The sequence below is a fragment of the Sporosarcina sp. QA0331 genome (genome assembly GCF_055808055.1).
On sequence record NZ_CM147850.1, the window covers coordinates 1,359,890 to 1,384,059 of the forward strand.

At 42.8% G+C, this 24,170-nt stretch carries 24 protein-coding genes; 22 read left to right on the forward strand and 2 right to left on the reverse strand.

Annotated features, from left to right (window positions below; all coding sequences use genetic code 11):
- The first annotated feature begins 47 nt into the window (after window positions 1-47).
- From citZ to dnaI, 14 genes are all read left to right on the forward strand, one after another.
- On the forward strand, window positions 48-1,163 hold the full coding sequence (gene citZ, locus AC0L13_RS06520; protein WP_440501360.1) for a citrate synthase: 1,116 nt from the start codon (window positions 48-50) through the stop codon (window positions 1,161-1,163).
- 95 nt (window positions 1,164-1,258) lie between these two features.
- Entirely contained in the window at window positions 1,259-2,518 is a 1,260-nt protein-coding gene (gene icd / locus AC0L13_RS06525; RefSeq protein WP_473645168.1) for an NADP-dependent isocitrate dehydrogenase, read from the forward strand.
- A 234-nt stretch (window positions 2,519-2,752) separates the two neighbouring features.
- Window positions 2,753-3,226 carry a MaoC/PaaZ C-terminal domain-containing protein gene (locus tag AC0L13_RS06530; RefSeq protein ID WP_473646873.1) on the forward strand — a complete coding sequence of 158 codons (474 nt, stop codon included), beginning with the start codon at window positions 2,753-2,755 and terminating at the stop codon, window positions 3,224-3,226.
- A 52-nt stretch (window positions 3,227-3,278) separates the two neighbouring features.
- The gene (locus AC0L13_RS06535; RefSeq protein WP_473646875.1) at window positions 3,279-3,986 is read left to right on the forward strand and encodes a response regulator transcription factor; all 708 of its coding nucleotides are present in this window, start codon (window positions 3,279-3,281) and stop codon (window positions 3,984-3,986) included.
- Complete coding sequence (gene pnpS, locus AC0L13_RS06540; protein WP_473645170.1) at window positions 3,983-5,383, forward strand: two-component system histidine kinase PnpS; 1,401 nt, start codon at window positions 3,983-3,985, stop codon at window positions 5,381-5,383. Before AC0L13_RS06535 ends, pnpS begins: the two co-directional genes overlap by 4 nt.
- Window positions 5,384-5,456: 73 nt before the next feature.
- Window positions 5,457-6,425 carry an FtsH protease activity modulator HflK gene (gene hflK, locus AC0L13_RS06545; protein WP_473645172.1) on the forward strand — a complete coding sequence of 323 codons (969 nt, stop codon included), beginning with the start codon at window positions 5,457-5,459 and terminating at the stop codon, window positions 6,423-6,425.
- The gene (hflC, locus tag AC0L13_RS06550) at window positions 6,425-7,426 is read left to right on the forward strand and encodes a protease modulator HflC (RefSeq protein ID WP_473645174.1); all 1,002 of its coding nucleotides are present in this window, start codon (window positions 6,425-6,427) and stop codon (window positions 7,424-7,426) included. Before hflK ends, hflC begins: the two co-directional genes overlap by 1 nt.
- Before the next feature lie 279 nt (window positions 7,427-7,705).
- A complete protein-coding gene (gene polA / locus AC0L13_RS06555) occupies window positions 7,706-10,330 on the forward strand; it encodes a DNA polymerase I (protein ID WP_473645175.1) in 2,625 nt (874 codons plus the stop codon).
- A gap of 9 nt (window positions 10,331-10,339) precedes the next feature.
- On the forward strand, window positions 10,340-11,212 hold the full coding sequence (gene mutM, locus AC0L13_RS06560; RefSeq protein ID WP_473645177.1) for a DNA-formamidopyrimidine glycosylase: 873 nt from the start codon (window positions 10,340-10,342) through the stop codon (window positions 11,210-11,212).
- A gap of 16 nt (window positions 11,213-11,228) precedes the next feature.
- The gene (coaE, locus tag AC0L13_RS06565) at window positions 11,229-11,825 is read left to right on the forward strand and encodes a dephospho-CoA kinase (RefSeq protein ID WP_473646878.1); all 597 of its coding nucleotides are present in this window, start codon (window positions 11,229-11,231) and stop codon (window positions 11,823-11,825) included.
- Between the two features lie 127 nt (window positions 11,826-11,952).
- Entirely contained in the window at window positions 11,953-12,975 is a 1,023-nt protein-coding gene (locus AC0L13_RS06570; protein WP_473645179.1) for a glyceraldehyde-3-phosphate dehydrogenase, read from the forward strand.
- Window positions 12,976-13,804: 829 nt separating this feature from the next.
- On the forward strand, window positions 13,805-14,269 hold the full coding sequence (gene nrdR, locus AC0L13_RS06575) for a transcriptional regulator NrdR (RefSeq protein ID WP_473645181.1): 465 nt from the start codon (window positions 13,805-13,807) through the stop codon (window positions 14,267-14,269).
- Between the two features lie 33 nt (window positions 14,270-14,302).
- Window positions 14,303-15,661 carry a replication initiation and membrane attachment family protein gene (locus tag AC0L13_RS06580; protein WP_473645183.1) on the forward strand — a complete coding sequence of 453 codons (1,359 nt, stop codon included), beginning with the start codon at window positions 14,303-14,305 and terminating at the stop codon, window positions 15,659-15,661.
- A gap of 1 nt (window position 15,662) precedes the next feature.
- Window positions 15,663-16,607 carry a primosomal protein DnaI gene (dnaI, locus tag AC0L13_RS06585; RefSeq protein ID WP_473645185.1) on the forward strand — a complete coding sequence of 315 codons (945 nt, stop codon included), beginning with the start codon at window positions 15,663-15,665 and terminating at the stop codon, window positions 16,605-16,607.
- Between the two features lie 113 nt (window positions 16,608-16,720).
- Here dnaI and AC0L13_RS06590 read toward each other — a convergent pair whose 3' ends face one another.
- Window positions 16,721-16,888 (reverse strand): hypothetical protein, encoded by a 168-nt coding sequence (locus tag AC0L13_RS06590; protein ID WP_473645187.1) that lies wholly within the window; start codon window positions 16,886-16,888, stop codon window positions 16,721-16,723.
- A gap of 299 nt (window positions 16,889-17,187) precedes the next feature.
- Between AC0L13_RS06590 and thrS the strand changes: the two genes are divergently transcribed.
- From thrS to AC0L13_RS06615, 5 genes are all read left to right on the forward strand, one after another.
- The gene (thrS, locus tag AC0L13_RS06595) at window positions 17,188-19,125 is read left to right on the forward strand and encodes a threonine--tRNA ligase (protein WP_473645190.1); all 1,938 of its coding nucleotides are present in this window, start codon (window positions 17,188-17,190) and stop codon (window positions 19,123-19,125) included.
- 636 nt (window positions 19,126-19,761) lie between these two features.
- Window positions 19,762-20,268, forward strand: coding sequence for a translation initiation factor IF-3 (gene infC, locus AC0L13_RS06600; RefSeq protein WP_473645192.1), 507 nt, complete (start codon window positions 19,762-19,764; stop codon window positions 20,266-20,268).
- Window positions 20,269-20,294: 26 nt separating this feature from the next.
- Window positions 20,295-20,495: a 50S ribosomal protein L35 gene (gene rpmI, locus AC0L13_RS06605; RefSeq protein WP_252502652.1), complete on the forward strand. Its 201-nt coding sequence runs from the start codon at window positions 20,295-20,297 to the stop codon at window positions 20,493-20,495.
- Between the two features lie 48 nt (window positions 20,496-20,543).
- On the forward strand, window positions 20,544-20,903 hold the full coding sequence (rplT, locus tag AC0L13_RS06610) for a 50S ribosomal protein L20 (protein WP_440501339.1): 360 nt from the start codon (window positions 20,544-20,546) through the stop codon (window positions 20,901-20,903).
- A gap of 153 nt (window positions 20,904-21,056) precedes the next feature.
- Window positions 21,057-21,347 carry a DUF1294 domain-containing protein gene (locus AC0L13_RS06615; RefSeq protein ID WP_473645194.1) on the forward strand — a complete coding sequence of 97 codons (291 nt, stop codon included), beginning with the start codon at window positions 21,057-21,059 and terminating at the stop codon, window positions 21,345-21,347.
- A 325-nt stretch (window positions 21,348-21,672) separates the two neighbouring features.
- On the opposite strand, the gene AC0L13_RS06620 is transcribed toward AC0L13_RS06615, so the two are convergent.
- On the reverse strand, window positions 21,673-22,053 hold the full coding sequence (locus AC0L13_RS06620; RefSeq protein WP_473645196.1) for a sigma-w pathway protein ysdB: 381 nt from the start codon (window positions 22,051-22,053) through the stop codon (window positions 21,673-21,675).
- 95 nt (window positions 22,054-22,148) lie between these two features.
- Between AC0L13_RS06620 and AC0L13_RS06625 the strand changes: the two genes are divergently transcribed.
- The 3 genes from AC0L13_RS06625 (at window position 22,149) to AC0L13_RS06635 (ending at window position 24,083) form a co-directional block, all read left to right on the forward strand.
- Window positions 22,149-22,634, forward strand: a complete 486-nt coding sequence (locus tag AC0L13_RS06625; protein WP_473645198.1) for a dUTP diphosphatase — start codon at window positions 22,149-22,151, stop codon at window positions 22,632-22,634.
- Window positions 22,635-22,719: 85 nt separating this feature from the next.
- Window positions 22,720-23,214, forward strand: a complete 495-nt coding sequence (locus AC0L13_RS06630; protein ID WP_473645200.1) for a helix-turn-helix domain-containing protein — start codon at window positions 22,720-22,722, stop codon at window positions 23,212-23,214.
- A gap of 5 nt (window positions 23,215-23,219) precedes the next feature.
- Window positions 23,220-24,083, forward strand: a complete 864-nt coding sequence (locus AC0L13_RS06635) for a metallophosphoesterase (protein WP_473645202.1) — start codon at window positions 23,220-23,222, stop codon at window positions 24,081-24,083.
- The last annotated feature ends 87 nt before the right edge of the window (window positions 24,084-24,170 follow it).

The following is a 24,170-nucleotide window of genomic DNA, read 5'->3' on the forward strand; positions in this document are numbered from 1 at the left end:
TAGATTTTGTAGACAATCCGGCAAAAAAGACTGAAGGAGCGATTTAAATGACAGCATCAAAAGGATTGGAAGGAATCGTAGCGACACAGTCCGCCATCAGTTCAATTATTGATGACACCCTTACATACGTCGGTTACGATATCGATGATCTTGCAGTAAATGCAAGCTTTGAGGAAGTTGTTTATCTATTATGGCATCAGCGTCTGCCGAAAGCGGACGAGCTTGCGGAATTGAAACAGCAACTTGCGGACAATATGTCGGTTCCACAACCTGTTCTCGATCATTTTAAGACATATCCAATTGGCGAAGTTCACCCGATGGCAGCGTTGCGTACAGCAATCTCCCTCCTCGGATTATACGATGAACACGCGGAAGATATGTCTGAAGAAGCCAATTATCAAAAAGCGATTCAGCTTCAAGCGAAAGTGGCAACGATCGTTACTGCTTTCTCTCGCATCCGTAAAGGTCAAGAGCCAGTTGCTCCAAAAAAGGAACTTGGCTATGCAGCAAACTTCTTGTATATGTTAACAGGTGAAGAGCCTGAAGACATTGCAATTGAAGCATTCAATAAAGCATTAGTTCTTCACGCCGACCATGAATTGAACGCTTCCACTTTCACAGCACGTGTTTGTGTGGCAACACTATCCGATATGTATTCCGGCATTACGGCTGCAATCGGAGCGCTTAAAGGACCACTTCACGGTGGTGCGAACGAGCAAGTCATGAAGATGCTCATGGAAATCGGTGAAGAAGAAAAAGTAGAATCTTATATTAGAGAAAAACTTGATAATAAAGAAAAGATTATGGGCTTCGGCCACCGTGTGTATCGTAAAGGCGACCCGCGTGCGAAGCATCTACGTGAAATGTCCCGTAAGTTGACAGCACTCCGTGGAGAAGAAAAATGGTACAATATGTCACTTCAAATTGAATCAATCGTAACTGGCGAGAAGAATTTGCCACCGAACGTTGATTTCTATTCAGCTTCGGTATATCATTCACTTGGTATCGATCACGATTTATTCACACCTATTTTTGCAGTTTCCCGATTCTCAGGCTGGACGGCGCATATTTTGGAGCAATACTCCAACAATAGACTGATTCGTCCACGTGCAGAATATATCGGACCAGACATGCAAAAATACGTACCAATCAACGAAAGATAACTTGTACCTGGTGCGATTGCCCAGTTTCACAAGTAATACATCGGGGCTGCAGCATTACGATCTGCCCCCTCATTTCGAAATGGAGGAATAATAAAATGGCAAAAATCACAGTAACTGATGGCGTACTTAACGTTCCGGATCATGCAACAATCCCATTCATCATTGGTGACGGTACTGGCCCTGATATTTGGAATGCAGCTTCACGCGTAATGGAAGCGGCAGTCGAAAAAGCATACGATGGCCAAAAGAAAATCGAATGGAAAGAAGTACTTGCTGGAGAAAAAGCATTCAACGAAACTGGAGAATGGCTTCCACAAGAAACTCTTGACACGATTGATGAGTACCTTATCGCTATTAAAGGTCCTTTGACAACTCCAATCGGTGGCGGGTTCCGTTCTTTGAACGTTGCGCTTCGTCAAGAGTTGGATCTTTATACTTGCTTGCGTCCTGTTCGTTATTTCGAAGGAGTTCCATCTCCTGTTAAACGTCCGGAAGACTGCGATATGGTCATCTTCCGTGAAAACACTGAAGATATTTATGCTGGTATTGAATACCAAGAAGGCTCCGATGAAGTGAAAAAATTGATTTCATTCCTTCAAAACGAAATGGGCGTAAACAAAATTCGCTTCCCAGAAACTTCTGGCATTGGTATCAAGCCAGTATCTGAAGAAGGTACAAAACGACTTGTTCGCGGTGCGATCAATTACGCGCTTAAAGAAGGCCGTAAATCGGTAACGCTTGTTCATAAAGGAAACATCATGAAATTCACAGAAGGTGCTTTCAAAAACTGGGGTTACGAAGTGGCTGAGCAAGAGTTCGGCGATAAAGTATTCACATGGAACGAATATGACAAGATTAAAGATGCGGAAGGAACAGACGCTGCAAACAAAGCACAAGCTGATGCAGAAGCTGCTGGCAAAATCATCATTAAAGATGCGATTGCTGATATCTTCCTACAACAAATCTTGACTCGTCCGAAAGAGTTTGACGTTGTTGCAACGATGAACTTGAACGGTGACTATATTTCCGATGCGCTTGCGGCTCAAGTCGGCGGAATCGGTATCGCTCCAGGCGCGAACATCAACTACGTATCTGGACATGCGATTTTTGAAGCTACTCATGGTACAGCTCCGAAATATGCTGGCCTTGACAAAGTGAACCCTTCTTCTGTTCTACTTTCAGGCGTTATGATGCTTGAGCATATGGGTTGGAACGAAGCTGCAAACATGATTACTGCTTCAATCGAGAAAACGATCGCTTCTAAAGTTGTAACTTATGACTTCGCTCGTTTGATGGATGGAGCTACAGAAGTGAAAACTTCCGAGTTTGCTGATGAATTGATTAAAAACCTATAATAGCCATACAACCGGGAAGCCTTGGAGTTTCCCGGTTTTTTTGTGTGCTGTTTGTTTGCAACGCTAAATTTGTGCTAGAAACGTTTTGCTTTTGCTCCCTTAGGGTCGCAGAAAACTTTGCTCGCAAGTAAACGCCGTTCTTCTGAACGGCGTTTACTTGCTCTTTCCAAGTGAAAATTGATACACTTTCTATAACACTAATTCCATGTAGGTAAAGAAGGGGGAAGCAAGTTGATATTAGGTAAAAAAAGGCGGATTGGAAGGGATATCGATAAAATCGATGAAGGTGAAAAGCTTAAGCTTACCGAGAAGATCGAAGATAAGGATTTACTTCTCTACCTAGGTTTGACAAATGATTCAAATCCGCTGTATATTCAGCATGATTATGCATCCCAAACCGAATTCGACAAACCGATTGTACCGACGATCATGTTAAATGGAATCATCACTTCCGCCATTTCAAAATACTTGCCAGGACCGGGATCGCATATTACGGAACAGCATTTAACTTTCCCGAATCATGTGTATCACTATGAAACAATAAATTTTCTATTTGAAGTGATCCGAGTGGAAAAAGAGAAACGGTCCATCGTGATTCTAATAGAGGCGACGAATGAAGATGGAAAAACAGTCATTTCTGGTACAGTAACAGTCATTCCGCCATCCATCCGGGAAAACCTGACATCTGATGCAATGGAAAATTTCTGATTTTCTGTGCATATATATAAATGAAAGTTAGCATCTAAGGGGGACTTGGGATATCGTGCAGAAAATATTAATCGTAGACGATGAGCAGCCGATTCGTACATTATTGGACTACAATCTGAAACAGTCTAACTTCGAAACAATTATGGCCGCAGATGGTGAACAAGCTGTATTGAAAGTGGAAAATGAAAATCCGGATTTAATTTTGCTTGATCTTATGCTGCCCATAATGGATGGAGTAGAAGTGTGTAAGCTTCTGAGACAGAAGAATATAAATACTCCTATCATAATGCTGACAGCAAAAGGTGAGGAAACCGACAAAGTTTTAGGATTGGAAATCGGGGCAGACGATTATATGACGAAACCGTTCAGTCCACGTGAAGTTGTTGCAAGAGTAAAGGCTGTCCTACGACGAAGCGGCGAGCGTACAGGCATTCATGAGGATGATGGGCAAGTATTGCGTACGGGCCCTATTACTGTGCATCCTGAGCAGTACGAGGCTTTTCTAGACGAGAAACCATTGGAATTCACCCCGAAGGAATTTGAACTCCTCGTCTATTTTATACAAAATAAAAACCGAGTGCTCACTCGCGATCAATTATTGAGCGCAGTTTGGAATTATGACTTTGCAGGTGATACTCGGATCGTTGATGTTCATGTGAGCCATTTACGTGAAAAGATCGAAGAAAATACAAAAAAACCTATTTTTATTAAGACGGTTAGAGGAATTGGATATAAATTCGAGGAGCAAAAATTGAAATGAAAGGTCTTTATTCCCGACTTTTTATCGCTTTTGCCGTCATATTTTTGATTCTATTGACTGGTCTTGGGATTGTCCTTGGCCAGTTTTTTTATCTTATTGATCATGCGATCACTCTGCAAGTTCAGCAGAAATATTGGATTTTCTTAATTGTCATCTTGTTAATAACTTATTTTCTGTCTCTTGTCTTATGTGCCCGCATCCTCAGGCAATATGCAAAACCGACCGATTTAGTTACAAAAACTGCCGAGAAAATAGCTCGGGGGGATTATTTGGCGAGAACGCCGATTGATAAGCTCGGGAATCATAATGAGCTTGGCATAGCGGTGAATCAGATTGCGAGGAATTTACAAGAAACTTCAATATTGCGAGCGATGGAGAAGGAACGTCTGAAAACATTGATTGAAAGTATGGGGAATGGCCTCCTTATGTTTGGAAGGGAAGGCTCCGTAAATTTATCAAATGGGGTATTTGAAAAAACTTTCGGATATAAGCGGGATGAGCTGATTGGAAAAACATTCATGGAGATCGGATTGCCCCAAGGTATAGAAAATTTAATTGAAGATGTATTCTTGACGGAACAAGTACATGAAAAGCAAATCCGGTGCGGCGAATACCATTTTAATGTATACGGTGCGCCAGTTATAGGACGTCATGGCAATTGGCTCGGCATCATTGTAGTGACGCATGATATTACAAAGCTAGTGAGATTGGAGGAAATCCGTAAAGATTTCGTCGCGAATGTTTCACATGAGCTGCGCACACCAATCACTTCTATTAAAGGTTTTACAGAGACTTTAATGGACGGTGCAATGAATGATTCAGCTGCATCTACAGAATTCCTTGGGATCATCAAAAAGGAAAGCGATCGATTGCATTTATTGATTGACGATCTATTAGAGTTATCAGGAATTGAACGGGAAGGCTTTCAATTACAATATCGGAACGTGTTTATCTCAGATATCGTTGAAAGTGCGTTGAAAATTGTTTTCGGATTGATCGAAAGAAAGAATATGAACACCATTATAAATATCCCATCAAATATTGTTGTTGAAGCGGATTCCGGCAGGCTTATACAAGTAATGGTCAACTTATTGACAAACGCCATCAATTATTCAAAAGAGAATACGACCATTACAGTCAACGCGTTTGAAACTGCTAATGAAGTGATTATCGAAGTGAAGGATGAAGGAATGGGAATTGATCGAACAGAGCTTCCGAGGCTGTTCGAACGTTTTTATAGAGTGGACCGTGCACGAAGTCGAGATTCTGGCGGTACGGGTCTTGGGCTCGCAATCGTTAAACATTTGATCGAGGCGCATAAAGGGAAAGTGACTGTTGAAAGTAAAGTAGGAGTTGGAACCGCATTTACAATATATTTACCAAAAAAATCCGCTTAATGCGGATTTTTTTTGAAACCTAATTCTCCTCCGACCGTATGTACAGATATACATAGAAAAGGGGGAAAATGAAATGAGCACACGCCGAGCATCGGTAGCGGCCGGTCTTGTCATCGCTGGAGTATTATTGCTCATCGTTGCTTTTACAACATGGTATACGGTGGACGAATCTGAACAGGCCATCGTCATCACTTTCGGAAAAGCAGACACGCCTGTAACGGAATCGGGTATGCATTTTAAACTGCCTTGGCCGATCCAAAAAGTTGAGAAGCTATCAAAAGAGACGTTTAGTCTTCAGTTCGGATATAAGCAAGATCCGGATGGAACACTTGTCGCATATGACAAGGAAACGAAAATGATTACAGGAGACGAATATATCGTTCTTGCAGATCTAGTAGTGCAATGGAAAATTACAGATCCTGAAAAGTACTTATTCAACTCGCAAAATCCACAGGAAATACTACATGATGCGACTTCCGCATCTATCAGGTCGATTATCGGTAGTTCGACAATCGATGCGGCTTTGACAGATGGGAAAGCGGAAATCGAAGCAAAAACACGTGATTTATTAACATCGCTTATGACGAATTATGACATCGGCATTTCGATTCAAGGCGTCAAATTGCAAGATGTTGAATTGCCGAATGCTGACGTTCGCGCCGCATTCACTGCAGTAACGGACGCCCGCGAAACGAGAAGCACAAAAATCAATGAAGCCCAGCGGTATAAAAATCAACGGGAGAACGAAGCGAAGGGGGAAAAAGACGCCATAATATCCCGTGCTATCGGTCAGAAGACTGCCCGTATTGAGCAAGCGCGAGGGGACGTCGCCCTTTTCAACGACTTGCATGCAGAATATGAAAAAAGTAAAACGATCACCCGCCAAAGGTTAATAATCGAGACGATGGAGCAAGTGTTGCCGAAAGCAAAAATCTATATTATGAACGATGACGGCGAAACATTGAAATACTTGCCGTTGCAACAAATGGAAAGCCAAACACCACCACCTGCTGAGCAGAAAACGGAAGGGGGCGGCAACTAATGACGAACGACAATAATCCATTCAAGAGCATTGAAGAGAAATTTAAAGAAATGCAAAGTGGAAAACAGAAAAAGACGCCAGGTGCAGATAAAGTCATTACTCCGAAAAAACCGTTCAATACGAGGAAGTTTGTAAGAAGAGCAATCACACTCACAGTAATCTTTGCGATTGCAGTCATCCTTCTTGCCAATGTGTTCGTTGTGAAAGAAGGCGAATATCGGGTAGTGCGTCAATTCGGTGAAATCACAAGAATCATCAAAGAACCAGGATTGAACATGAAAATCCCATTCATCCAATCAGTGACAAGCTTGCCGAAAAATCAAATGACATATAATGTTTCCGAAGCAGAAATCAGTACAAAAGATAAAAAGCGCATTATCATTGATAATTATGCTGTATGGAAAATAACAGATCCAGGAAAAATGATTTCCAATGCGCGAAACATTATCAATGCGGAAGCGCGTATGGAAGAATTCATCTATTCCGTCATACGGAATGAAATGGGTCGATTGGATTACGTAGATGTCGTTAATGAAGAAAATTCCAAGCGAGGAAATTTGAACGACCTTGTCACGAAGAAAGTGAACGAATTTCTTGATGAAGGTAATTTTGGCATCGAAGTGATTGATGTGCGGATTAAACGGATTGACCTTCCGCAAGAAAATGAACAGTCGATTTACACGCGGATGATTTCAGAGCGCGAGTCGACAGCACAGGATTATCTTTCTCAAGGGGATGCAGAGAAGAAAAGAGTAGAAGCGGAAACAGATAGATTAGTCCAAGAGATGCTCGCGACTGCGAAAAAAGATGCAGCCATCATCCATGCTGAAGGAGAAGCAGAAGCTGCCAAAATCTATAACAATGCATTTTCTAAGGATCCTGAGTTCTACAATCTATATCGTACGTTGCAATCCTATGCACGTACAGTAGGCGATGACACTGTCATCATCATGCCAGCTGACTCGCCATATGCGAAAATACTGACAGGATACTTGGAATAATAAATGACGTCATTTTCATTTACTCTAGCCCACGTGGTAAGATAAATGGAGATGACGTTTTAACTTAATCCAGCAAAAGGTCCATACTGTTATAAGTGGTTGGATGAATGCAGAAATACCAACGATTCAATGAAGCTCAATGATTGCTGTATTAAGTTAAAGCCTCCGGCGGATGTCACGGATTTTTAAGGGAGTTTATCGAGCAAGCTCGATAAAAATCCGGACGCAATTACGCCGAGGCGTAATTGATTAGATGAACGAACAAGGGAGTGGAATTAGGTGACAAAAAAGAAAATAGTACTGTTAGATGGAAATAGCTTGGCGTATCGTGCGTTTTTCGCATTGCCATTGTTGACGAATGATACAGGTATCCATACAAATGCCGTGTACGGCTTCACGATGATGCTGCAAAACATATTGGAAGAAGAGAAGCCGACGCATATACTCGTTGCCTGGGATGCGGGTAAAACGACGTTCAGGCATTCGACATTCAGTGAATATAAAGGTGGCCGACAAAAAACTCCACCTGAGCTGTCGGAGCAATTCCCTTATTTGCGGAAACTGCTGAATGCCTATCAAATCCCTCAATATGAACTCGATCAATATGAAGCGGATGATATTATCGGCACGTTAAGCAAGTCGGGAGACGAAGAAGGCGTGGAAGTCGTCATCATTTCTGGCGACAAGGACTTAACACAGCTTGCAAGCGATCATACAACGGTGTGCATTACGCGAAAAGGGATTACAGATCTTGAAAAGTATACACCTGAGCATGTCATGGAAAAATACGGAATCACGCCGCCACAAATCATTGATATGAAAGGTCTTATGGGAGATGCTTCTGACAATATTCCAGGCGTACCGGGAGTAGGTGAGAAGACCGCCCTTAAATTGCTGAAGGAATACGGTACTGTCGAAAAAGTATATGAATCATTAGATTCTGTTTCAGGAAAAAAACTGAAGGAGAACTTGACGGAGAATGAAGAGCAGGCATATATGAGCAAAAAACTCGCAACGATCGAAGTGGATGCGCCTATCGAAATCTCAATTGCTGATTTGACATATTCAGGCCCTGACGAAGAAAACGTCAAAAAGATTTACGAGGAATTAAAGTTCAAGACATTGCTTGAAAAAATGGAATCTCCGGTTGAAAGTGGTCCTATAGCAGAAATCGACGTTCAAATCGTCGCGGATGCTGAAACGATTGTGCTTGCGGATGAAATGGCGATTCATGTTGAAATGATGGATGAAAATTATTTGTCTACGGAAGTGACAGGCGTCAGCTTAACGGATGGCAAACAAGCGCTTTTCATTCCAATTACAGTCCTGCAACAATCAGAACGTTTACAAGAATGGCTGCGCGATGAAAATAAAAGGAAATTTACGACCGATTCAAAAGCAGCATACGCTTCTTTACTGCGATATGACATAGAAGTGAATGGTTTTGAATTCGATTTATTATTGGCGACGTATATTGCGAATCCTTCTTCTTCTTATACAGATGTTGCATCTGTTGCTAAGGAATTTAATTATTCTGATGTGCAGCCTGATGAAGCTGTGTACGGGAAAGGCGCAAAAAAATCATTACCGGAAGAGAAGGTGCTTGCGGAACATGCTGGCAGGAAGGCTCAAGCCGTTTGGAAACTAAAACCTATTCTTGAAGAGAAGTTGCGTGAAAATGAACAGTTTGAATTGTATCATGAGCTCGAAATGCCACTCGCAAAAATTCTTGGAAAAATGGAATCTACTGGTGTTAAGACGGACTTGGGAATACTTCAACAAATCGGCGTTCAGCTTTCCACAAGATTATCTGAACTCGAATCGATTATCTATGAAATGGCAGGACAACCTTTCAATATCAATTCTCCAAAGCAGTTAGGTGAGATCTTGTTCGAAAAGATTGGATTGACGCCTATCAAAAAAACGAAAACGGGCTATTCGACTGCGGCAGATGTGTTGGAAAAGCTTGAAAGCGAGCATGAAATCATCAGTTTCATATTGACGTATCGTCAGCTTGGAAAACTGAATTCCACTTATATTGAAGGATTATCAAAAGAAATTCATGAAGATGGAAAAATCCATACGCGATTCCAGCAAGCATTGACGCAGACGGGTCGATTGAGCTCGATCAATCCGAACTTGCAGAACATCCCGATTCGACTTGAGGAAGGCCGGAAAATCCGTGCAGCATTCGTTCCATCAGAGCCGGGCTGGCTCATGTTCGCTGCCGACTATTCACAGATCGAACTGCGAGTCCTTGCCCATATGTCCCAAGACGAAAAAATGATTTCCGCTTTCCGGGAAGGGGAAGACATTCATACGAAAACAGCGATGGATGTATTCGGTGTTGATAAAGATGGCGTCTCGTCTGATATGAGGCGGACTGCAAAAGCTGTCAACTTTGGTATCGTTTACGGGATCAGTGACTACGGATTGTCCCAAAGCTTGAATATAACACGTAAAGAAGCCGGTAAGTTCATTGAAACGTATCTCGAGACATTCCCTGGCGTAAAGCGGTACATGGAAGACATCGTCTCTGAGGCGAAGATGAAAGGCTATGTCGTCACGATGATGAATAGACGAAGATACTTGCCAGACATTACGAGCTCGAACTTCAATTTGCGTAGCTTTGCGGAAAGAACGGCTATGAATACGCCGATACAAGGGACAGCTGCCGATATCATCAAGAAGGCGATGATCGATATGGACGCAAGATTGAAAGAAGAGAATATGCAAACACGAATGCTGCTTCAAGTGCATGATGAATTGATTTTTGAAGCGCCTGAAGAAGAACTTGAAAAACTGAAGAAAATAGTACCGGAAGTAATGGAATCAGCATTGGCGCTCGATGTCCCTTTGAAGGCGGAGTGGGCGTTCGGTCTCTCCTGGTACGAAACGAAGTGAGGAATAGAAATGCCAGAACTGCCTGAAGTTGAAGGTGTCGTTCGCGAATTGTCGCCTACCTCCATTGGCCGCACAATTTCTGAAGTGCATGTTTCCGATGTAATAAGGAAATCCAAGGAGTTGGGCAAGGAAGCAATCGTCAAAGGGAAAACTCTTGAAGATTTTATTGAAGGGCTTGCAGAAATGACGATCGTGGACGTCACTAGAAGAAGTAAATATATTTATTTTCATTTAGAAAAGGAAGGGATTCCTTTCTTGCTTGTCAGCCATCTCGGAATGTCGGGTGCTTGGTTCGTTGTAGATTCCTTGGAAGATGTCACGGAGAAGAAATTCAAGAATCATATCCATGTCGTCCTTAATATGACGGACGGAGGATTGCTCGTCTATTCCGACATCCGCCGGTTCGGAGAACTGCGGCTACTGCAGAAGGAAGAGGATTATTTGCCATTGCTGAATATGGCTCCTGAACCGTTTGACGAATTTGCCGTCGTCCATTTCTTATCCATGGCATCATTACCGAAATATGCACGGAAGCCGATCAAAGAAGTGATAATGGATGGCCATGTCATTTCAGGTTGCGGCAACATATATGCGACAGAAGCGCTTTTTCGAATGAAAATCCATCCCGGACGAGCGACGGAGCGGATCAGTGAAAAAAGGAAACGAGAATTGTTCCAGGAAATCGTTAATGTCCTGCAAGAGAGCATTGATGCGGGAGGAAGCTCCATTTCGGATTATCGGAATATTAACGGGGAAGCGGGAACGATGCAAACCCGTTTGAAGATGTATGGAAAGAAAGTGTGTGGAACATGCGGCAGAGAAACGAAAAGCATGAAAATTGCAGGAAGGACATCTGTCTATTGTCCACAATGCCAAAGGTGAGGAAAGGTTGATTTCAATGATCATCGGTTTGACAGGAAGCATTGCAACTGGTAAAAGTACCGTGTCGCGAATGTTGAAACAAAAAGGCTACCCGATCGTTGACGCAGATGAAATTTCAAGGGCAGTCGTAGAACCTGAAAGCCCTGTTCTTACGTGTATCGCGGAAACGTTTGGATCTGATATCCTTCTACCGGACGGGTCGCTGAACAGAGAAAAGCTCGGTAGTCTTATTTTCGATGATGAGGAAAAGCGAAAAAAGTTGAACGGGATTATCCACCCCGCTGTCCGAAAAGAAATGCTGCGACAAAAGGAAGAATGGTTGGAGAAAGGATCTAACACGATCATTATGGATATTCCACTCCTATTTGAAAGCAAACTCCAATCATATGTGGATAAAATTATCGTCGTTTCAGCAGCACCTGCCGTTCAAAGGGAACGTCTAATTGCCAGGAATGGCTATTCTCAAGATGAAGCGGATGCCCGTATCAATTCTCAGCTTTCGATAGCGGAAAAGGAAAAAGGCGCGGATGCAGTCATTGATAATAATGGATCATTGGAAGAGACTGAAAATCAGCTGGATGAATTATTGATTAAATGGAATGCATTCAAATAATCCTATTCTCTGAAAAGTAGAACATTGTTATTTCGTTCACAAACTCTTTGCACCCGGTTAAATTGTGCTATACTAATTATCGGATAAAGGATAAAAAGTATATAACATTACGCGGGAGGATTTTTTCATGACTACTTCGATAGCGATAAACGGTTTCGGGCGGATCGGCCGCATGGTTTTCCGTCAAATTATCACGAAGGATGACGTTGATGTAGTAGCGGTAAATGCATCATATCCGGCAGAAACTCTAGCTCATTTGATTAAGTATGACACAAATCACGGAGTTTTTGATGGTGAAGTCGTTGTGGAGGAAAATGCTCTTGTTGTCAATGGGAAGCGTGTCCAATTAATAGCGGAGCGTGACCCATCCAAGTTGCCTTGGAAAGAGCTTGGTGTCGATATCGTCATTGAAGCGACGGGAGTATTCAATGAACGCAGTAAAGCTGCCCTTCATTTGGAAGCCGGAGCTAAGAAAGTCATCTTGACTGCTCCAGGGAAAAATGAAGATGTAACGATTGTTCTAGGTGTGAATGATGACAAGCTTGATATTGAAAAACATGATGTTATTTCGAATGCAAGCTGCACGACAAACTGCCTTGCACCAGTTGCGAAAGTGTTGAATGATTCATTCGGCATTGAAAACGGGTTGATGACAACTGTTCATGCTTATACTAATGATCAGAAAAACTTAGATAACCCGCATAAGGACCTTCGCCGTGCGCGCTCTTGTGCGCAGTCGATCATCCCGACTTCAACAGGTGCTGCAAAAGCACTTTCGCTCGTATTGCCTGAGCTTGAAGGGAAAATCCACGGCATGGCACTTCGTGTTCCAACTCCGAACGTGTCACTGGTCGACCTCGTCGTTGATGTGAAAAAAGATGTGACAGTGGAAGAAGTGAATGAAGCATTTATTAAAGCAGCTGAAGGCCCACTTTCAGGAATCCTTCGTTTCACGACTGAACCACTCGTATCGATTGACTTCAACACAACAACAGAGTCTGCGACGATTGATGGTCTATCAACAATTGTCATGGGCGATCGCAAAGTGAAAGTACTTGCTTGGTATGACAATGAATGGGGCTATTCTGCACGTGTTGTTGAATTAGCTATTAAAGTAGGAAATGAATTGAAATCCATAGTGAATTCATAATTGGAAAATGAAAAACGTCCAAGTCGATAACTCGGCTTGGATGTTTTTGTTCTTTTATGGATGTATGAATAAAATGTTTGGGATTTGATTGGTAATTCTAGCTTGTTAATAATACTATTGATATCCATTTCGGTCGGACGCTTACCGCGGGCACGGCTTCAGCGGCTTCCTTCGCGCAAGTGCTCGCAAATGCCGTTCTTCGTTACGGCTTTCGCTCAGTCCAGGGTCTTCAGCTCGTGCTGTTCCCGCCGGAGTCGCCGACCTCCACTCCAATCAAATGGTGTAAACCTTTATTCTAAGCTGTTAGATTGGCATACCTTTTGGTTGTAATTTTAACACTGCCTTTCTCATTTCAGGATTTTTTCCTGCTAAAACTAAGGCTGTTCTAACTTCCCCTACCCAGATCAAGGCGACCATCCCATTTTTCAATCCGGTATTTTTTTGTGAGATTTTACAACCATACGCTCAATTTGATCATTGAGATCGACCCTAGCTTCTTCGCTTAAACTGGGGTCTATTAGTTGGTCAGAAAAAAATCTCTATTGCTTCGTCATTGTACTTTAGAGAGTTTCTCGTTGATTGGAGTGGAAGGCGCCGACTCCTGTGGGATTAGCGGGACAGGCGAGACCCCTCAGTGGAGCAAAGCGACCGAGGAGGCCACCGCCCGCCCCACGTGAGCGCGCGCCTGGAGCGGAAATCAACACTTCTAAGACTTTACTTTTTAAATGCCCACTACAAATTGGCTCAATATTAATGGATCCCTTTCGATTTTTTCGATGAACTTCTGTTATAATCAATATACTATACGGAAATGCGGAGGAAGCAGAAAATGATATGTCCAGCTTGTCATTATAATGGCACCCGGGTCATCGATTCTCGACCTGCCGAAGAGAATCGATCCATCCGAAGACGCCGTGAATGTGAAAGATGCGCATTCCGATTCACGACATTCGAAAAAGTGGAAGAAATGCCGCTCATCGTAGTGAAAAAGGATGGCACAAGGGAAGAATTCAGCAGTGAAAAGTTGTTGAGAGGGCTCATCCGGGCATGTGAAAAACGTCCAGTTGACCTCGAGGCAGTAAAAAACATTGTATATTTAATAGAAAAAGAATTGAGAAGTTCAGGTACTGTTGAGATTGATTCTAAGGATGTCGGCGAAATGGTCATGGAAAAATTGGCAGATGTCGATGAAGTTGCATATGTACGGTTTGCATCAGTCTACCGCCAGTACAAAGATATAAACGTTTTTATCGAAGAACTGCAGAACTTGCAGAAGAAAAAAGATGAGAATTGATTTTGAATAAAGGAAAAAAGGAGTTCCGACAATATGCTTTACCAAGAACTACAACCAGTCGATACGTTCACGATCAAATTGTCACATCCATTTTCGGATTATGACCGGCAACTCCTCACATTGTTTTATCAACCATTAATCGGCCCTGACGCTATGAGTCTTTTCATGTCTCTTTGGGCTGATGCGGAACGAAATAAGGAAAATGAGTTTAATCATTATTATTTAATGAATTTATTAACAATGCCGTTAGTGAAAGTATTTGAAGCGAGAATCTCCCTCGAGGCGATCGGCTTGCTGCGTACATATTGCAAACAGGAGGATCAGGATCGTGCGTTCTGCTACGAATTGCTGCCACCGATGGATGCAAAGTCGTTTTTCGAAGACCCGCTTTTGTCTACTTTCCTTTTCAGCAAGATTGGCGAGCAGGCATACCGAAGTTTAAGAGCCCGCTTTACGGTCGTAGATCCGATCGATGAACAGTACAAGGAAGTATCTCGTACTTTCTTGGATGTTTTCAAACCTATTCGATACAGTGCATCCGAAGGGATGGAAGAGGGCGGTCAAATGATGGGTCGCAATGAATCACCGGGAATTCCTTTCGCTTATTCCGACTTTGATTTCAATTTGTTCCGTTCAGGACTTTCCGAACAAATGGTACCGAAATCCTCCCTCGCCACAGTGTCGAAGGAATTGATCGAGAAATTGGCATTCCTTTATTCATTGACACCGCTTGATATGCAGAAAGTCGTTATGATGGCGCTCGATGCAAACAGTATGCAGATTCCGGAAGATCGACTTCGAAAGGCTGCGGTTGATTATTACAAGATCAATATTTCGCGAAACGTACCGACAGTTGAAAAGATATTCAAGAATGTCGAACCTGCGAAAGAGGCTGAGCCAAAATCTCGAGAAGATGAACTCTTATTTTATTTGGAAAATACATCACCTCGTGAAATGCTACGGCATTTAAACGGAAAAGAACCTTTTCCGGTTGATCTCCAATTGGCGGAAAGGCTTATTAACACTCATGGATTGTCCGTCGGCGTCGTAAACGTTTTATTGCAATATATGATTTTACGAAACGACGGAAAGATCACGAATAATTTTGCGGAACGGATCGCCTCGCATTGGTCGAATAAAAAAGTGGAGACTGCCAAAAAGGCAATGGAGTTATCCCGTACCGAGCACGATCAATATATGAAGTGGTTGAATGAAGGGAAGAAGAAACCAGCCAGTCGGAAGCCTACAAGGGAAGAGAAGGTGCCTGAATGGTTTTACAAGAAAGAAGAAACGGAACAGAAGGAGCCGAAAAACGAGGCAGATCCAGATATAGATGAAAAAAGACGCCAGCTGCTAGCGAAACTGGATGCAATGAGAAGTGAGGTGAAATAAGTTGGAACGAATCGGAAATACATTGAAGCGTGTATTGAACGCTTCAGAACTGACAGCAAGATACGAGCAATTACGGAATGAAGTGATGGAGTCCGAAGGCGTCCAACAATTCATTTCCGAGAATTCGAGTGAAATCGATAAAACGGTTGTCGATAAAAGTTTAGGGAAATTATACGAATATACAACAGCTTCTCACCACTGTGAGAAATGCCCAAACGTTGAAGGCTGCATTAACGTAATGAAAGGATTTGAGCCGAAGCTTATCCTAAGTCAAGGATTCATTGATCTTGATTATGTCAAATGCCCGAATAAATTAGTCGAAGACGAACGTCGTAATGTATCCAATATGATTGACAGCATGTATATGCCGAAGGATGTCATGGAAGCGCGATTGCATAACGTAGATTTGGAGCACGACAATAGCCGGATTATTGTCGTTGAAGCGGCTGCTCAATTTTTGAGTGAAATAAGTGAAACAGGAGAACTTCCGGAACGTGGACTTTACATATACGGGCCATTCGGAACGGGGAAATCCTTTATACTTGGTGCGCTTGCTAATGAGCTTGCCAATCTTCGTATCCGGACAGTCGTCGTGTATATACCGGAATTCCTTCGTGAAATTAAACAATCAATCCAAGACCAGACGTTGAATGAAAAAATTGACTTTGTGAAAAAAGCGAAAGTGCTTATGCTCGATGATTTTGGAGCTGAGTCCATGTCTGCTTGGGCACGTGATGAAGTGATTGGAACGATATTGCAATATCGAATGGCAGAAAAGCTTCCGACCTTCTTCACATCCAATTTCAATTTTGAAGAGTTGGAGCACCATTTGACGTACACGCAACGCGGAGAAAAAGAAGCGGTTAAAGCAGCACGTATTATGGAACGAATTAAGACAATCTCTAAACCCGTTCAATTGAAAGGGAAAAATCGAAGAAACATGTAAGCTGACATCCACCACTTGCAATTGTCTGTGACTTTCCTTATACTAATGGATATCATATTTGAAAATGTGTTGAAGAGGACATGAATCGGTTTTTCTACTTACAGAGATCAGGGTCATTTGGCTGGAAGCCCTGAAGTGCAGAGGATCGATTTACCACCTTGGAGCAGCATCGGTGAACCATTTACATAGCCGATGACGGACCCCGGCCCGTTAGCCGTTTCAAGCTTCATCTTTCCGGTTGTATAACCGGATGGAAGGAAGAAGGGTGGAACCACGAGCAACAGCCTCGTCCCTTTACCGGGATGGGGCTTTTTTGTTGTTTTTTATTGATTAGGGAGCTGCGTAGATTGAAGCGAAAGGCGGCGACTCCTGGGGGATTAGCAAACGCGCAGCGTTGCGAGCAGGGAATCAGGATGCCTTAATTTCTGCAAAAAGCGCAGAAATACGGCAAATCGAACCCTCCGCTGTTCGATTGGCTCACGGATCGCCCGCGGAAAGTGTCCGTCCGTAGTGGAAATCCATTTTCAGTTCGCATAATCCGGTGCTCGTAAGTAAATAAAATAAGCAAGGAGTGTTTGTAATGGCAGAGAATATTCAATTGAAATTTCCAGATGGAGCGATAAAAGAGTTTCCGAACGGCACAACAACAGAAGAAGTGGCAGGCTCCATCAGCCCAGGGCTACGAAAAAGCGCGCTCGCAGGTAAAATTGGCGACCAGCTCATCGACTTGAAAACACCGATTGAAAAAGACGGTAATATTGCAATCATCACACCACAATCACCGGAAGCGCTAGAAATCCTGCGTCACAGTACTGCCCATCTATTAGCTCAAGCAGTAAAAAGAAAATTCCCAGACGCTAAACTAGGAATCGGACCGGTCATCGACAACGGATTCTACTATGACATCGATTCACCTACGCCAATTACATCTGAAGACCTTCCTGAACTGGAAAAAGAAATGAAACGGATCATCGGCGAAAATCTTCCGATCACACGAACTGACGTATCCCGCGAAGAAGCTGAAAAACGATTCAAGGAAATTGACGATCCGTACAAGCTTGAACTATTGGAAGCAATTCCTGAGGGCGAACAAGTTTCCATTTATGAGCAAGGCGAATTTTTTGACCTTTGCCGTGGTATCCACGTACCTTCGACAGGCAAGCTGAAAGAATTCAAACTATTGAGCATCGCGGGCGCTTACTGGCGCGGCGACTCGAAAAATAAAATGCTTCAACGGATTTACGGAACAGCCTTCTTCAAAAAGGACGAGCTCCAAGAACATTTACGTATGCTCGAAGAAGCGAAAGAACGCGATCATCGTAAAATCGGCAAGGAATTGAATTTATTCACGAACTCCCAAAAAGTCGGTCAAGGTCTTCCGTTATGGTTGCCAAAAGGCGCTACAATTCGCCGCATCATCGAACGTTATATCGTCGATAAAGAAGTAAAGCTCGGCTATGACCACGTCTATACGCCGGTTCTCGGAAGCGTTGAGCTATACAAGACATCCGGTCACTGGGGACACTATCAGGACGGCATGTTCCCTGTTATGAGCATGGATAATGAGGACCTTGTTCTACGTCCGATGAACTGCCCGCACCATATGATGATTTATAAAAACGGCATCCACTCTTATCGTAACTTGCCGATCCGTATTGCTGAGCTTGGTACGATGCACCGCTATGAAATGTCTGGTGCGTTATCGGGACTGCAACGTGTACGTGGTATGACTTTGAATGATGCGCATATTTTCGTTCGCCCTGATCAAATCAAAGAAGAATTCAAACGTGTCGTTCAGCTCGTCATCGATGTGTACAAAGACTTCAATATTAATGATTACTCGTTCCGTCTATCGTATCGCGATCCGGAAGATACAGAAAAATACTTTGACGATGATGAAATGTGGGAACGTGCACAAAGCATGTTGAAAGAGACGATGGACGAACTCGGTCTTCCTTATGTCGAAGCAGACGGCGAAGCTGCCTTCTACGGTCCGAAACTTGATGTGCAAGTGAAGACGGCAATCGGCATGGAAGAGACACTTTCAACTGTCCAACTTGACTTCCTTCTTCCTGAACGTTTCGATCTCACGTACGTTGGGGAAGACGGCAAGCACCATCGTCCAGTCGTTATCCACCGAGGCGTCGTTTCTACAATGGAAAGATTCGTCGCATTCCTGATCGAAGAATACAAAGGCGCATTCCCAACATGGCTTGCACCGGTTCAAGTCGAAGTAATCCCAGTTTCACCGGAAGCACATTTCGACTATTCAAATGAAATTCGTGAAAAACTCGTCGCAGAAGGATTCCGAATCGACCTAGACAGCCGCGACGAAAAAATCGGCTACAAGATCCGCGAAGCACAAGTCCAAAAAATCCCTTACATGCTCGTCCTAGGAGACAAAGAAGTAGAATCCGGCGAAGTAAACGTAAGAAAATACGGCGAACAAAAATCAGAAAGCATGCCATTCGAAGACTTCTTGAAAATGTTGAAAGCCGATGTATCACATGATAATTAATAATTAGTAGATGTTGCGTTTAAGCGTCTAAAAAAAGCATTTTCATTGTTATTAAGAAATACCGTTGATTGAAGCGAAAGGCGGCGACTCCTTCGGGAAAAGCGTCAACAGAAGACCCCGCAACGAAAGCTGTAACGGAGAACGGCTTTTGCGAGCAAAAGCGTGGCGTTGCGAGCACAACTAGGGGATGCCTTAATTTCTGCAAAGAACGAAGAAATACGGCAAATCGAACCCTTCGCTGTTCGATTGGCTGAAGCGACGCCCGCGGAAAGTCCGCCTGAAGCGGAAATCAACTGTACTGCAATCTTTGTTTTAAAGTTTTATGTTGACAACGTAAAATCAAGATGATAGACTTAGTAAGGTTAATGAATACAGTTTGTGGTATAAGAAGGAGCTGCCCGCTTCTCACCTGATCGACGCACACCGTTGTTGACAGGTCAGCACATGAGTGAACGTGCCGTGCATGTAATTGCACGTACACATAAGCGGGTAGACAAAAGTTACTTTTGTCTACTTTTTTTATTGTCCGGCTCTTATTAAACGAATGAACTATGGGACCGTCGGAATGCTGGACGGTGTACCCAAACCGTGTATTCGCGAGACAACATTCGGAGGTGGATTACTATTAGCAAAGACATGTACGTAAATGAGGGCATCCGTGCCCGCGAGCTTCGCCTCATTGACCACAACGGCGACCAGCTTGGAATCAAATCACGCAATGAGGCACTTGAAATTGCAGCACGCGCGAATTTGGATCTTGTCCTTGTCGCTCCAACAGCAAAGCCACCAGTAGCCCGCGTTATGGACTACGGTAAATTCAAGTTCGAGCAACAAAAGAAAGAACGCGAAGTAAGAAGAAACCAGAAAGTCATCAACATCAAAGAAGTGCGCTTAAGCCCGACAATTGATGAACACGATTTTCAAACAAAACTTCGCAATGGCATCAAATTTTTGCAAGCAGGCGACAAAGTGAAAGCGTCTATCCGTTTCCGCGGACGTGCAATTACGCACAAGGAAATTGGACAACGTGTTTTGGACCGCTTTGCAGAAGAATGCAAAGAATTCTCAACGGTTGAAGTTAAACCGAAAATGGAAGGACGGAGCATGTTCCTAATACTTGCCCCGACTGCCGAAAAAAAGTAACGCGAACGATTTAGGAGGAACAGATCATGCCAAAAATGAAAACTCACCGCGGATCCGCAAAACGTTTCAAGAAAACTGCAACTGGTAAAGTGAAACGCGGCCGTGCATACACAAGTCACCTTTTTGCCAACAAGTCTACTAAAGCGAAACGCCACTTGCGTAAAGCTGCACTTGTTTCTTCAGGCGACTACAAACGTATCCGTGAAATGATCACTTACATGAAATAATCTTTGAACCATAACACATTCTTTAGGAATAGCAGGAGGTAATGAACTATGCCACGCGTAAAAGGTGGAACAGTGACGCGCAAGCGCCGTAATCGAGTATTGAAATTAGCCAAAGGTTACTTTGGTTCAAAACATAGACTTTATAAAGTAGCAAACCAACAGGTCATGAAATCATTCAACTATGCATACCGTGACCGCCGTCAGAAAAAACGTGACTTCCGTAAACTATGGATCACACGTATCAACGCGGCAGCACGTATGAATGGTCTTTCATACAGCACATTGATGCACGGTCTTAAATTGGCTGGCATCGAAGTAAACCGCAAAATGCTTGCTGATCTTGCAGTAACAGATGCACAAGCATTTGCACAACTTGCAGAAACAGCGAAAAAATCAGTTGCAAAATAAGTGATTGATCAACAAAAAGCCTTGCACCGTTAATCGGTAGCGAGGCTTTTACTGTTGGAGAAAAAATTAAAAAGAAAACTTCTAAACTTACTATAGTTCTTCTTCCTAAGTCCAATCAATAAAGTGTAGAATAGGAAGTAGGGAGTTGAATATATGAATAGTATGATTATCACTTGGATCATATTTATATCAATCTGGTCCTTCATGATGATGGGCTACGATAAGAAGCAATCAAAGAAGCGAGCACGCAGAGTGCCAGAAAAGACATTATGGCTATTTGCCATCGTCGGCGGCGGAATCGGTTCGTATTTGGGCATGATGGTATTCAGTCATAAAACAAGACACACAGAATTCCGAATCGGTTTTCTACTGCTCGCGTTAATCTACATAGGCGTCATCATCTATCTTCTAGGCATCGATCCATTCGGCGTGAATCGTGCATAAAGGAAATAAGAAAAGCTCGCTCTGTCAACGGGCTTTCAGCCTGTTGACAAACGCTCGCATCCGTTGTTGGGGCCTACAGGAAGTAGGTCATGCATCCGTTGCCAATCGAACGGCGAAGGGTTCGATTTGCCGTATTTCTGCGGTCTTTGCAGAAATTAAGGCACCTTTAGGACGCGGCGCACTTAGGATGCCTTCCTCAGTTGCTCGTCCGCTCATGAATTTTAGTTCTATTCGCGTCTTCGCTCGGACTCTCAGGATGCGAGTCATGCAACCTCGCCACAAGACGTGGCGCACTTAGGATGCCTTCCTAGGCAAGCGTTTTCAATCAGGCTTTCATCAAGTCTTCAATCGGATTTTTCCAGCTGATTTCAGCTTTGGGATAATTGGAAGTGATCTCGGATGATAAGAAATAAAAATCATCTTTCGTAAAGCCTTGAAGCTTCGTTTCATCTTTGACCCAAACGAAAATAGAAACGACATCAAAGGAGTCTTCCGTAGTTCCTAAATATTTTTCACCTTCAAAGAGGGCACCTTTATATGTGATAAAGAAATTTTTCCTTACATTTTTTACATCATCATAGAAGTAATATTGCTCTTTTTCATACGCCTCGTCCAACTTTCGCTTCGGATCCAATAAATAGCGGATACCGCGATAAAATAAATAGACGATGAATGCAATGATAACAATGCGGATCAGTAATCCCATAACAGCATCCCCTCACAAAAATAGATATAGTCTTCTACTTATACGGGCGGGAATCGGTTTGGTTTCAAGATATTTAAGATTTTGGAGGTTTTTTTATGGAATTGACGACATTATTTACGATGCAACGTGAACTGGATGCATACATCCAAACGAATCAAGTTGTAAACGAGGATGTTTTTAAAGAAAAAGGGTTGGCCCTTCTCGTCGAACTTGCAGAATTAGCTAATGAAACAAGATGTTTTAAATTTTGGAGTACAAAGGGACCTTCAGAACGAGAAGTTATTTTAGAAGAATATGTGGACTCCATTCATTTTCTCTTGTCTCTCGGCATCGAAAAAGATTTGGATGGATTGGAAGTATGGCCAGAAGGCGAAGTTGAAGGCGATTTGACGAATGTCTTTTTGCAGACAATCGGCTCTATCCAAAAGTTTTTATTGAAAACTGATATGGAGAGCTATGAAAATGTTTGGATTCATTATGGAGCAATAGCGAACAGGATTGGGTTTTCTTATAGTGAAATAATGGAAGCCTATTTGGAAAAAAACGAGGAAAATTACAAACGCCAGCAAACTGGCTATTAATAATTTGATAGAAAAATAAATTAAGATTGACAGAAGGAACTAAGAAAAATAATATAGAGATAAGTAAATAGGAGGAGGCATCACCGTGAACGATTGGAGTAAAGAAGACTTTGGTATTAGATTAAAGGCCCTGAGAGAGCAAAGAGGCCTATCAATGATGGCGTTTGGGGCGGCAATCGGCACATCCGCCAGCAGAATCAAAGATTGGGAGAAAGGTAAAAATGCCCCTTCCGCAGCATGGATTGCAAAGATATCCGAGAGATTCAACGTTTCAACAGATGAGTTGATTTTAGGAGACCCTAAAACTTCACGCGCATTCACTGCGAGTAGTTCGTCAAACGTTGATATGCTTTATGAACGGCTGCGCGAAAATTTGATCATCGCTAAAGAAGTGGATGAGCAAGACGAAAAACTAGATCAGCTATACAGCACTCTTGATGCGGAGAATAAAGAGCGATATCGGAGCGGCAGAGGAAGAAGGCTTGCTGAGCGAGAGCTTCTTTCCATTCTAACGGAATTACCGAAAAAGGACGTACTCGAATTATTGGAGCTCGCAAAAATAAAGAAACGTTGGCAGTAAGCTGAATGCCTGTACGAAAACGAAGGAAGCGCAATGGCATCCTATTATTCTTCATTCTTATATTGCTTTTTGGACTTTATTTATATAAAGAGAATACGACCATAGGGGTGACCTTCGTGGAGCTCGAAGCTTCCGGTCTTCCCGAAAGCTTCAATAATTATCGGATTGTTCAACTGTCAGATATCCATGACTCGATGTTTGGGGATAACCACTCAGATTTAGTGAGTAAGGTGAAATTATTATCGCCAGATGCCATTTTCATCACTGGAGATTTCATTGATCGGAATCGTTATGATCTTGAGCAAAGTTTGGAAATCGTCAAGCAGCTGCATGATGTAGCACCATTCTATTTCGTAACCGGCAATCATGAAATTTCTACAAATGATGAAAAGCATATTAAAGGGGAACTATCTGGATTAGGCGTGCAAGTGTTAACAAATGAATCAAAGATAATTGCAAGCGGCGAAGGGGAACAGATTGTTATAGCCGGCATTGAAGATCCATTGTCCAGCAATCTCGATGAAGAGAAGTATGTTGAACAAGTCATAGATTATGCATTTAAAGAGGTCCAGGATGATCTGTTCAAAATCCTTTTATCGCATCGACCTGAACAGTTCAACGTATACGTTGACCGACAAATAGACCTCGTTTTCAGTGGGCATGCTCATGGTGGGCAAATTCGAATTCCGGGCATTGGAGGCTTAGTAGCTCCAGGTCAAGGATGGTTCCCTAAATTCACATCAGGTATCCATGAAATGGATGGAACGACTATGATCGTAAGCCGCGGCCTCGGAAATAGTATCGTTCCCATACGGGTGTTCAATCGTCCAGAAGTAGTTGTCGTAACATTGAAATCATCAAATGAATAGCTAGCTGTAGACGCAAAGGAGATCTATTCTTTGCGTTTTTTTTATTACTATGAATGTGATAATTATTGGCGGATATTGTATGATAGA

What these genes read in the sequence shown, in the direction of transcription:
- citZ (WP_440501360.1), top strand. Translation starts at nt 48, where the DNA reads ATGACAGCATCAAAAGGATTGGAAGGAATCGTAGCGACACAGTCCGCC.
- icd (WP_473645168.1), top strand. Translation starts at nt 1,259, where the DNA reads ATGGCAAAAATCACAGTAACTGATGGCGTACTTAACGTTCCGGATCAT.
- pnpS (WP_473645170.1), top strand. Translation starts at nt 3,983, where the DNA reads ATGAAAGGTCTTTATTCCCGACTTTTTATCGCTTTTGCCGTCATATTT.
- hflK (WP_473645172.1), top strand. Translation starts at nt 5,457, where the DNA reads ATGAGCACACGCCGAGCATCGGTAGCGGCCGGTCTTGTCATCGCTGGA.
- hflC (WP_473645174.1), top strand. Translation starts at nt 6,425, where the DNA reads ATGACGAACGACAATAATCCATTCAAGAGCATTGAAGAGAAATTTAAA.
- mutM (WP_473645177.1), top strand. Translation starts at nt 10,340, where the DNA reads ATGCCAGAACTGCCTGAAGTTGAAGGTGTCGTTCGCGAATTGTCGCCT.
- coaE (WP_473646878.1), top strand. Translation starts at nt 11,229, where the DNA reads ATGATCATCGGTTTGACAGGAAGCATTGCAACTGGTAAAAGTACCGTG.
- AC0L13_RS06570 (WP_473645179.1), top strand. Translation starts at nt 11,953, where the DNA reads ATGACTACTTCGATAGCGATAAACGGTTTCGGGCGGATCGGCCGCATG.
- nrdR (WP_473645181.1), top strand. Translation starts at nt 13,805, where the DNA reads ATGATATGTCCAGCTTGTCATTATAATGGCACCCGGGTCATCGATTCT.
- AC0L13_RS06580 (WP_473645183.1), top strand. Translation starts at nt 14,303, where the DNA reads ATGCTTTACCAAGAACTACAACCAGTCGATACGTTCACGATCAAATTG.
- thrS (WP_473645190.1), top strand. Translation starts at nt 17,188, where the DNA reads ATGGCAGAGAATATTCAATTGAAATTTCCAGATGGAGCGATAAAAGAG.
- infC (WP_473645192.1), top strand. Translation starts at nt 19,762, where the DNA reads ATGTACGTAAATGAGGGCATCCGTGCCCGCGAGCTTCGCCTCATTGAC.
- rpmI (WP_252502652.1), top strand. Translation starts at nt 20,295, where the DNA reads ATGCCAAAAATGAAAACTCACCGCGGATCCGCAAAACGTTTCAAGAAA.
- rplT (WP_440501339.1), top strand. Translation starts at nt 20,544, where the DNA reads ATGCCACGCGTAAAAGGTGGAACAGTGACGCGCAAGCGCCGTAATCGA.
- AC0L13_RS06615 (WP_473645194.1), top strand. Translation starts at nt 21,057, where the DNA reads ATGAATAGTATGATTATCACTTGGATCATATTTATATCAATCTGGTCC.
- AC0L13_RS06620 (WP_473645196.1), bottom strand. Translation starts at nt 22,053, where the DNA reads ATGGGATTACTGATCCGCATTGTTATCATTGCATTCATCGTCTATTTA.
- AC0L13_RS06625 (WP_473645198.1), top strand. Translation starts at nt 22,149, where the DNA reads ATGGAATTGACGACATTATTTACGATGCAACGTGAACTGGATGCATAC.
- AC0L13_RS06635 (WP_473645202.1), top strand. Translation starts at nt 23,220, where the DNA reads ATGCCTGTACGAAAACGAAGGAAGCGCAATGGCATCCTATTATTCTTC.